Source organism: Neobacillus drentensis (assembly GCF_036966985.1).
GTDB lineage: Bacteria > Bacillota > Bacilli > Bacillales > Cytobacillaceae > Neobacillus > Neobacillus drentensis_E.
In genome coordinates, this window is the sequence record NZ_JBALSN010000640.1 from 218 (window position 1) to 8774 (window position 8557).

Genomic DNA, 8557 nt, shown 5'->3' on the forward strand with positions numbered 1-8557 from the left:
ATATTAAAGATTTCAATCAATTACATAATATCTTACCTCCACAGTCTTTTGTTCATTTTGAACGAAACTGTGTGAGTACGGTAAAATGAAACTGTGTATGTCAGAACCTTCAAATTATTATATTTGGAGGTTTTTTGTATGCGTAAAAGTGTGAGGAGGCTTGGAAGAGTTATAACAACAGGACCGGTCACTGAAAGCCACAATGTGTGAGCTGTTTGGGCGGTTTATGTGGTTTTAACAGTCTGAGGGTTTAACATCTGAACTATTGAGGAAAATGGAATACACTTTAAATGTTTAATGGATTATCTTGGTGAAAACTTTTCAAGGGAGCAAATGACACTTGAGGTGTTTCTTGATTGGGGTGATTCCATGTTGAATGATAAGGGGCTTCAACCAACAACAGTAAACATTCGTATAAGAACAATGATAGCGTTTCTGCGTTGGTGTTATCTGGAGAAGCCAATTGATACTCCAATCATGAGCGGTTTAAACCAATGAAAACAGCAGAAGATACAATAGAAGCTTTAAAAGTGGCTGAAAAAAATTCCTTCGGAGTTATTATTTATTCCAATTACCTTTTCGTCAGCTTATATAGTTTGCATTAAGATATAAAAGAAATAAAAAAATTCCCTCCCAGTCATAGGAGGGTTGTACATTATCCATTAATATAGTAAACAACTATTTTTTGAAACTGCCGCATGTTTCAACGAAATATGCAGCTTAACACTTTTGAAAGTAAACAACTTTGCATTTAACACTTTTTGTGATTGGCTCAAAAAAGAAGGAATCCTTGCCGTACACCTAAGGAGCTGTTAAACAACCGGAATATGCGTACACTTAGCCATCCATTAATTCGCTCATTAACTAATTTATGAATCTGAATGTTTAAACAATATATTAGATTTAACATGGCATCCTTGTGAGAAAGGGGCATTCCTATGCTTCCAATGATTCGAGCCTTTTTACCTCTTTCAAAAAATGGAATGAAAAGAGGTTATCCAAATATGAACTTAGTTGCCAGGAACAACACGGATGGACATAACAGACATCCTATACCTGTGTGAAACGTTGCTCCCATTGCACCATAAGGCACCAATTTAGGATTTGTTGCAGCTAGTCCACCGGCAACACCGCTGGCAGTTCCCATGGCTCCGCCAAAAATAACAGCGGTTCTGGGATTGGTAAGGCCCACAAACTTTGCCATATACGGTGTCGTAAGCATCACGGTAATGGATTTAATTACCCCTGCTGCAATACTAAGGGCCATTACCGTAGAATTTGCACCAATCGCTGCCCCGGTAACAGGTCCAACAATATAAGTAATGGCACCAGCTCCAATGGTTGTTAAGCTGACTGGATCATTGTAACCAAAGACTAAAGCTACGGTAACCCCGACAATGAAAGGAACGACAGTACCGACCAAGAGAGAAATCAGGCCAATTAAACCGACTTTTTTTAATTCCTCTAACCTTGCTCCAAAAACAGTGGCAACAATGGCAAAATCACGGAGCATGCCCCCACCCATTAAGCCTATCCCTGAGAATAATGAAATATCAGCAAGACCTTTTTCGCCGCCGGTACTTAGCCCGCCTAAATAAGCAAGGACTAGCCCGATTATAATAGCAATAGCGGAACCATGCACTCTGCCTCTGGTAAACCTGCTCGAAATAAAATGGGAAATGTACATCGTAATTCCAATAACCGCAAATGCTGTAATAAGACCGTTATTCTTCAATGAATTAAAAAACACTTCAAGCATTTATTTCCCCCCTATTATTTTGCTTTTAACTTCAAATTAGGTTCCATTAGTTCTTCTTCTAAATCATTACTATCTTCCTTTTTTCCTACTTTATCTAAAAGCGGAATAAGTAAAAACATAATGATCACGGTAATAACCCCAGCAAGCAAGGCTAATGGCCCTCCTTTTACCGCTGCTATTACGTTTTGCTGTGCAGCCATGGCGACAACAATTGGAATATACATAGCTCCCCAGAACTTCAAGCCCTCCTGTGACTTGATATCTAACTTCCCTTTCTTAATTGAGTATTCAATAAGCAGGAGTAGCAGAAAAATGGAGATCCCTACACCACCAACGTTGGCCTTAACCCCAATTAGCTTTCCTAACAGATCTCCCAAGATTTGGCCTGCTAAATAGGCAAAGGATAATAAAGCAACACCATAAATGACCATAAAACATCTCCTTTTCGATTTTTTGTTTTAGACTAATGGGACAAATTCTGTAATGCTGAGAGAAAAACAAACCAAATGCCGGTCTAGACTAAGATGGGGGATTGAATTCCTATGTGTTGGGTAAGCGTTTGCAAAATAAGAATCAACAGTCGACTGTATTCCTAGAATCCATAATAAAACGAGTGGAAACAAAGTGTCAATTTATTTTTTAAATTTTCTAAAAATATTGAATCATCCAAATTGCTGAGTTATAATTATTAAAAATCGACAGTCGACCAAATTTTTCAGTGAAGGGGAATGGATCATGAAATCTAAATTTACTCAAAATGCGCTATCCAATCATATCGCCGAACATATAACCGAGCAAATCATAAAGGGAGAGTTAGGACCGGGGGATAAACTGATCGAACATATTTATGCAGAGGAGTATGGAACAAGCCGCGCTCCAGTAAGGGAGGCAATTTATTTACTGTCAATTGAAGGACTTGTGGAAAGAATCCCGCGGAAAGGAGCGGTTGTAAAGGACTATACGGACAATGAAATTTATGACCTTCTTGAAATACGTAATATGCTTGAAACGATGGCCATCGAACGGATTCGGAGAAACGGGATTGATCAGGGATGCCTTCAAAAAATGGCTGCTATTTTAAAAGAAATGAAGGATATTACTGATGTTCATCAATATACCGAATTAAATCACTCCTTTCATATGAAACTTGTAGAAATGAGTAAAAGTGAAACCATTAAAACGATGTATTCTCGCTTGGGTTGGCCTCTGCTTAGGATCCAGAGTCTTTCGTTCGCTAGTCAAGGAAACATTGAAAAATCAGTATATGAACACGAAATGTTAATTGACTTTTTAACAAAGGGCAATATAGCAGAAGCTGCTAAGCTTTTAACCTCCCATAACCAAGATGTTATTTCAAGTATTCAAAGAAAGTTAGCTCAATAAAAGGCGGTGGGAAAGTTGAAAATTGTTTTTACATTTCCCGGCCAAGGAGCACAAATACCGGGAATGCTTCAGGATGTCACACATTATGTGAAAAAGGCGGAAAGGATCATCGGCGCACCTATACTAGATGATGAAAAGGCATTTCAATCTACAATCTGGATTCAACTGGCGCTTTTTTTAAAAGGAGTAGCGGTGGCCGAGCGATTAATCGAGAAAAATGTCTATCCTCAATTTGTTGCCGGCCACTCCATTGGCGCTTTTGCAGCTGCTGTCATAGCAGGTGTACTTACATTTGAAGATGCACTCAAAATAGTATGGCATCGAGCAAAACGAATGGATGAAGCATATCCCGAAGGTTATGGAATGGGCGCTATTTGCGGTCTGACTGAAAGAGAAGTTAAAAAAGCGGTTGGCCTTGCTTTTAATGTACAATTCCCTGTTCACCTTTCCAATATTAATGCTGAACAGCAAATTGCAGTATCAGGTTCTTGGCAGGGGATTGAAAAAGCCTTTCAGTTTGCCCAACAATTTGGAGCTCGGAAGACAACAATATTGCAGGTTCCTATTCCTTCTCATTCCCCTTTGATGGCTGAACTTTCAGAAGAACTGCTGGATTTAATCAACAAAGTACCCCTAAATGATGCCAATATTCCTTATCTGGCCAATCGTACTGGGAGAATGTTAAGAGAAAAGAATAAAATTTCCGAAGATCTGGCACTAAATGTTGCTTATCCTGTTCGCTGGAATGACATGACAGAAGTGTGTGTGGAATCTGGAGCAGATTGTTTTATTGAAATGCCGCCAGGTCATGTTCTCTCCAATCTTGTTAAGCAGGCACATGAAACGACTCGTCAAATCGTTGTTGATGAGGTTGGTTTGGAAGCGACGCAATACCTAATAAAAAAATGGAAGGAGCAAGATGAATGAAAAAAATAACACGCTCATGGACACAGAAACGTGATCGGAAATTAGAAAAATTAGAAAGAATTAACAGCCTGCTGGATAGAAAATTCATCGACACCTCACGCATTGTTGAAGTAATGGAAGCGCTTATCGAGCCGGGTTCAAAGGTAGTTTTAGAGGGAGATAACCAAAAACAAGCTTCCTTTTTATCTCAAAAACTATTAGAGGTGAATCCATCCAAAGTACATGAATTGCATATGATTATGTCCAGTATTTCTAGACCAGAACATTTGGATATTTTTGAAAGAGGAATTGCTGAACGAATTGATTTTTCATATTGTGGTTCACAAAGTTTACGGGTTGCACAAATGGTTGAAGATGGCACCTTGAAATTAGGAGATATTCATACTTACTTGGAATTATTTGGCCGTCTATTTGTTGATTTAATTCCAGATGTTGCATTGGTTGCTGCAGACAAAGCAGATAAAGATGGAAACTTATATACAGGGAACAATACAGAAGAAACACCAACAATTGTTGAGGCGGCTGCATTTAAAGACGGAATCGTGATTGTTCAGGTGAATGAAATCGTGGATGAACTGCCTCGAGTTGATATTCCGGCTTCATGGGTAGATGTTGTGGTGAAAGCAGACAAACCGTATGTGCTAGAGGCACTTTTTACTCGTGATCCCCAGAATATTACGGAATTACAGATCCTGATGGGAATGATGGCCATTAAAGGAATCTATGGAAAGCATCAAGTACAGTCACTCAATCATGGAATTGGATTTAACACCGCTGCCATTGAACTTTTATTACCTACATACGGTGAACAGCTTGGTTTAAAAGGAAAAATCGCGAAGCACTGGACCTTAAATCCTCATCCCACATTGATCCCGGCCATTGAATGTGGATGGGTAGAAAGTATTCATAGCTTTGGCGGTGAAGTAGGAATGGAAAAATATATCGCGGCCCGTCCGGATATATTTTTTGTAGGTAAAGATGGTTCCATGCGTTCCAACCGGGCACTTTCCCAAGTCGCAGGACAATTTGCTGTTGATATGTTTATTGGCTCCACACTTCAAATGGATCGGGAAGGGAACTCTTCTACGGTTACAGCCGGCCGTCTCTCAGGTTTTGGCGGGGCACCAAACATGGGTCATGATCCGCGTGGACGCAGGCATTCAACAGCAGCTTGGCTGGATATGATTGATAATCCGCATGAACTTTCAAAAGGCAAAAAATTAGTTGTTCAAATGGTTGAAACATTTGGTGCAAATAAAAAGCCAGTATTTGTAGAAAAATTAGATGCTATTAAAGTTCGTAATGAAGCTGGACTTGCCATCGCACCTGTTATGATTTATGGGGATGATGTGACACATGTTGTAACAGAAGAGGGGATTGCTTATCTTTATAAAGCAGAAGGTCTTGACGAGCGGAAAAAAGCACTGTCAGCCATTGCAGGGGTTACACCTTTTGGAATGGAAAGTAATGAAAAAGAAGTAAAGAAATTACGTGAAAAAGGAATTGTCGCTTATCCGGAGGATCTTGGTATTTCAAGGGTACAAGCAAAACGTTCTCTGCTTGCAGCACAATCCATTAGCGACTTAGTGAAATGGTCAGATGGTTTGTATGAACCTACTTCCAAATTCAGGAGCTGGTCTTAAAATGCTCACGCTTAATCAAGCAACCAATGGAAAGGAGTTAGCATCAAAAGCGGTAAAAGCATTAATAGATGAAGCCCTTCTGACACCCAAGCCAGGATTAGTAGATGCAGGTAATAGTGGATCCCATTCCGATATGTCCATTGAACTCATGCTGCAATCCGCCCAAGCATTAGAAACAACATTCAGAGAAATAGCAAACGTTTCTTATCTTCACCCTGTCAATCAAGAGCTGCGTGAGAAAATTGCTTTTATCGGACGACAAGGGGAAAGCGAGATGCTTTTGGCTACAGGGGGAGTCAATACGCATAAGGGAGCTATTTGGGCAATCGGATTATTGACAAGTGCAAGAGCTGTCTTTCCAGAAGAAAATGATCCATATAAAATCATGGAGACTGCTGGCGAGATTGCCTCTTTCAAGGATCGATATGAACCGGCACTTAAGACAAATGGACAGGAAGTTAAGAAAAAATACCGGATCATGAGCGCGAAAGAGGAAGCACAACAAGGTTTTCCTACAATACAAACCGCAGGATTACCCGCTTTGCTTAGAGCAAGAAAGGCAGGCAAGTCTGAGCAAGAAGCTCGTATTGAATCACTGCTTGCACTAATGGCCTCAGTAGATGATACATGCATTTTGCACCGAGGAAAATGGTCCGATTTATTAGAAATTAAGCGATTGGCAAAAGAGTTTTTGTTGTGGGATGGTTTTGAAACGATTAGAGGCAGAAAGACTTTTGATCGTTTAACGAAATACTGTGAATTTAGTAGACTCTCTCCAGGGGGAAGTGCGGACTTATTGGCTGCCACTTTCTTTTTAATAAGTTAATAGTAAAATTTCGGAGGTGCACTGGAATGGAAAAGCTGCAATTTGAGTATACAACTTCACAACCTATTGAGAAAGCAGCACATATAGGTGTCGTTGGGTCGGGGGATTTAGAAATTATCCTTGAACCGATACAAGGAAACAAAACAGAAATCAGTATCCTAACAGGTAGTGATGGATTTGGGGGGATATGGAAAAATGTGTTAACCCGTTTCTTCAACAGATATCCAATTACCGCAAAAATAACCATACATGATTTTGGCGCTACACCAGGTGTGGTTTCGTTAAGGTTAACCCAAGCATTGGAGGTGCTTGACCATGCTGAATAGTTTTGTAGAATTGAATGGACGTGAATGGGCAAAAGCGTTACTTGACAAAGGGACCTTTCGGGAACTGCTTGGTCCATTAGATAGATTGGAATCACCACACTTAGAACCCCAAGGAATCGTTCCCCAGAGTGATGATGGCATTATCGTAGCTATTGGTCAAATCAACACGAAAAATGTTCTCATCATTTCGATGGAAGGTGCTTTTCAAGGCGGGGGTATCGGAGAAGTTAGTGGAGCAAAAATCTCAGCCTCACTTGAATTGGTTCTTGAAGAAAATAAACAAGGTAAAACCATTTATCCAATTATGATATTTGATACGGGTGGTGTCCGTTTACAGGAAGCAAATTATGGCTTGCTTTCTATTTCTGAAATTGGCAATCAAATTGTGGCACTGCGAAACTATGTTCCAGTCGTTGGAATTATTCCCGGCCGGGTAGGTGCTTTTGGTGGTATGTCCATTACAGCCGGGCTATTTACCACTTTAATTGCCACTAATAAAGCGCGTTTAGGACTAAATGGTCCAGAAGTAATTGAACAAGAAGCGGGTGTAATGGAATTTGATTCAAGTGACCAAACTTTAATTTGGAATACAATCGGATCGAATCAGCGGCTTAAAACAGGATTAGTAGATGCAGTGGTGGAAGATGATACGGAAGTCATTATTCATACCATTGATTCCGTCTTAACAGCTAAAGCAAATCCAGCCAAAACTGAACAAATTGATTTCTATCAAACCTTATTAAATGACATCGATTTATCCTTAGAATGGACACCAGAAAAGTATACGGCCTATTATAAACAGCTTCAGCCGGTTCAACAAGCTGTTCCGATGGCGGGAGAAGGGCATTCAGTTTCTTCAAATAGCAGAGGATATAAATGGTTCTCCTATCTTACAGGTATCGTTCACCCGACAAGTTCTGTCCCATCGGTATTAGCTGCAGATATTGAAAAGAATGGTCAATTGTGCCGATATATTTCCATTGTTCCAGATCCAAATAATAAATTTCCTCGTGTACGTAATGGGGAAGTAGGACTGTTGGAAGGATGGACTGTTGCTCAAGTTGTACGGGATGCTATTCAACAAGATGAAAACAAAGAGATTAAACGCCCGATTATTGCTATTATTGATGTTCCAAGTCAAGCCTATGGCTATAAGGAAGAATTGATTGGGATTAACTTAGCGTTGGCAGCAAGTGCAGACGCTTATGCAACAGCGCGGCAAAAAGGACATCCTGTTATTGGGTTGATTGTAGGGAACGCTATTTCAGGCGGCTTTTTGGCGCATGGGCTGCAGTCGAATCGGCTTATTGCATTAGACGATGAAAAAATTACTATTCAAGCGATGTCAAAAGCATCTGCTGCCAGAATTACAAAACGTACCATTGCAGAACTGGAGGAAGCGACGAAAAAGGTACCTGCAATGGCATATGATGTTCGGGGCTATAGTACATTAGGTGCATTATACAAACTGGTTTCAAATATTAATCCTGATCAACCAACAGAGCAAGATATTGAAGAAATCGAACAAACTTTGGTGGAAGCGATTAATAGCACGAAGGGTACTGTTACAGATTTAAGTTTCCGGCTAACGACAAAAGAAGCATTAGCTGGGGGACGTGCTGCAACAATCAAGGTTAGGGAGCTGTTGAAAGAACAATGGAAATTCGACCACATGATCTTATAGAAATAACAG

The 8557-nt window shown here is 40.1% G+C and carries 8 protein-coding genes; 6 read left to right on the forward strand and 2 right to left on the reverse strand.

The annotated features are described in order from the left end of the window. Positions 1-994: 994 nt before the first annotated feature. Positions 995-1759, reverse strand: coding sequence for a malonate transporter subunit MadM (madM, locus tag V7659_RS29600; protein ID WP_335543612.1), 765 nt, complete (start codon positions 1757-1759; stop codon positions 995-997). A 14-nt stretch (positions 1760-1773) separates the two neighbouring features. Continuing rightward, positions 1774-2190 (reverse strand): malonate transporter subunit MadL, encoded by a 417-nt coding sequence (gene madL, locus V7659_RS29605; protein ID WP_335543613.1) that lies wholly within the window; start codon positions 2188-2190, stop codon positions 1774-1776. 304 nt (positions 2191-2494) lie between these two features. Here madL and V7659_RS29610 point away from each other — a divergent pair, with 304 nt between their 5' ends. Genes V7659_RS29610 through mdcD form a run of 6 tightly spaced genes read left to right on the forward strand, consistent with a single transcriptional unit; the run spans position 2495 to position 8548 of the window. Further along, the gene (locus tag V7659_RS29610; RefSeq protein WP_335543614.1) at positions 2495-3142 is read left to right on the forward strand and encodes a GntR family transcriptional regulator; all 648 of its coding nucleotides are present in this window, start codon (positions 2495-2497) and stop codon (positions 3140-3142) included. 6 nt (positions 3143-3148) lie between these two features. Further along, entirely contained in the window at positions 3149-4069 is a 921-nt protein-coding gene (locus tag V7659_RS29615; RefSeq protein WP_335543615.1) for an ACP S-malonyltransferase, read from the forward strand. Then, on the forward strand, positions 4066-5712 hold the full coding sequence (mdcA, locus tag V7659_RS29620) for a malonate decarboxylase subunit alpha (RefSeq protein ID WP_335543616.1): 1647 nt from the start codon (positions 4066-4068) through the stop codon (positions 5710-5712). The genes V7659_RS29615 and mdcA overlap by 4 nt, the downstream gene beginning before the upstream one ends. Position 5713: 1 nt before the next feature. Next, entirely contained in the window at positions 5714-6538 is an 825-nt protein-coding gene (locus V7659_RS29625) for a triphosphoribosyl-dephospho-CoA synthase (RefSeq protein WP_335543617.1), read from the forward strand. Between the two features lie 26 nt (positions 6539-6564). Beyond that, positions 6565-6864 (forward strand): malonate decarboxylase subunit delta, encoded by a 300-nt coding sequence (locus tag V7659_RS29630; protein ID WP_335543618.1) that lies wholly within the window; start codon positions 6565-6567, stop codon positions 6862-6864. After that, positions 6854-8548: a biotin-independent malonate decarboxylase subunit beta gene (mdcD, locus tag V7659_RS29635; RefSeq protein ID WP_335543619.1), complete on the forward strand. Its 1695-nt coding sequence runs from the start codon at positions 6854-6856 to the stop codon at positions 8546-8548. The genes V7659_RS29630 and mdcD overlap by 11 nt, the downstream gene beginning before the upstream one ends. Positions 8549-8557: the final 9 nt, after the last annotated feature.